We start from the raw sequence: 1,831 nt of genomic DNA, 5'->3' as shown, positions 1-1,831 counted from the left end.
TCGCTGGCGACGGTGCCGTCCCAGTTGATCGTGCGCTGGATGTTGTAGACCGGATTGGTGATCCGGCTCACCGTGCCGTGCGACCACTGGTAGGAGGTGGTGTGATTGTTGGCGTCGCTAATTGAGGAGATGTTGCCTCTCGTGTCGTAGTGGTAGGTGGTAGTCACCCCGTTCGGTGCCGCCGTCTTCAGCTCTCCGTAGTAATTGGCGTCGGCCGAGGCATTGGTGTAGTAGCTGAAGGTGCTGGTGAAGGTGCCGGGAAAAGCCGAAGAACCGGTGACAGTCATCGTCAGCGGTTTGTCCGTGACGATATTGCGGCTTGCGTCATGCCAGTAGGTGACGGTTGTCGTCCTGGTGTTGCTGCCCTGCTCGACGATGGTGCCGGCTGAGCCGTAGGCGTCGAAGTTGCTGTAGCTGGTGGAGTATTGCTTGCCGCCGCGGGTGATCGTTTCCTCTGTCAGAACCGGGACATAGGTGGCGCTGATATCGCTGCACAGCGCGTGGACGCTGTGCGTTATTGAGGAGATCGGCATAGACAACCGATCCCACTCATACTCTGTCGTGATCTCATGTGCACCCCCGTTCATCACCACCTTGGACATGGTCAATCCGTATTTGTAGCAGTTATTGCTGTAGGGGCTGCCGTATCCGAAAAACCGATAAATGGTGGTTCGGCCGCAGGAGTCCGTGATGATTGTTTCATCGTACCCGGTTTCCGCCGAGTAATCGTAGTTCCATGTTCCGCCGGCCAGTCCCCGGCCGGACACCTGTTTGCTTGCCAGGCTGCCTTGCGTCTTGAAGGACAGACCGACCGGTTTGCTGAACGTGGCAAAATCGTAGGTGACTGTGCTGCCCCACGGGGTGGTTACGGTCCGGATGATATAGGCGGAATGGAGGTTGATCGACTGCTGCTGGTAGGTATAGCGCCACCTGTCGCCTCCGGGCAGGCTGACCGAGGTTACGGCCTGATTATCGGCCGCGTAACCGTAGGTGATCTGGCGACTCGAGCTGCCCCAGGTTATGGACTGCAGGTGTCGCCTGCCGCTGGCGGCGTAGTGAAAGCTGATGGTCTTGCTGCTGCCGCCGGCCGTATAGGTCACGGAATCGATTCGGTCGCTGTCGTAGCTGATGGTGATGGTGTTGTTGTTCTTCCTGATCTCCGTGGCCAGATACCCCTGTAGACTCCCCTGGCCAAAGGTGATGGTGGTTCCGTCGGTCAACTGCAGGACCGGCAAAGCGCCGATCGGCATGTACAGTTTCCAAAACTCCTTGGTCAGGAAATAATTGCTGCCGAGGGATTCGCGGACAGCAACGCTGGTCGTGCCGTCCTGCAGTTCGATAGTGACGAAATTGCCGTCCCGTCGTACCCGGCCGAAACTGATATCCCAGCCGTAGCCGAGCTTGCTGTCTACCATCGCCGTGTCGGTTGCCCGGCTCGATTTATAAGTGCGCATGATCCGCAGATCGAGGCCGCCGTCGCCGGGGAGATGGAGATCGGTGTAGGCCAGACCGAGATGTCCGGTGTAGGGATCGATGTGTTCATCGGAGGTGTTTGCGACCGGCTCGCGAAAGGTTAGCTGGCCGGGGTCCACCAGATCTTCGTCGTACGCTCGAGCATACCCTGACAAAAGGGACAAGAATGTACAGAGTGTTACCAGAAGTATGGAAAAGATCCGGCAAAGAGAAATCATCGTCAGGCTCCATCCTCGTTTGGTACCTGAGGGGCTGCTGATCGTGCCTTTGGCCCCAGCTTGCTCTATCTGGAGGTTTCTGTTTAACAGGACAATATGGCTTATAATTCTATGACAAGCGGCGAATCATGATAGGCCGC

The 1,831-nt window shown here is 57.3% G+C and carries 1 protein-coding gene; it reads right to left on the bottom strand.

From position 1 onward, the window contains the following. A partial coding sequence (locus BUC26_RS22460) for a DUF6531 domain-containing protein (RefSeq protein WP_143166148.1) occupies positions 1–1,691 on the bottom strand: 1,691 nt, incomplete at its 3' end. Between the last annotated feature and the right edge of the window lie 140 nt (positions 1,692–1,831).

The organism is Desulfofustis glycolicus DSM 9705 (genome assembly GCF_900130015.1).
GTDB classification, from domain to species: Bacteria; Desulfobacterota; Desulfobulbia; order Desulfobulbales; family Desulfocapsaceae; genus Desulfofustis; species Desulfofustis glycolicus.
The sequence above is the reverse complement of the archived record's forward strand: the minus strand, read 5'-3'. Positions and strand labels throughout refer to the sequence as shown.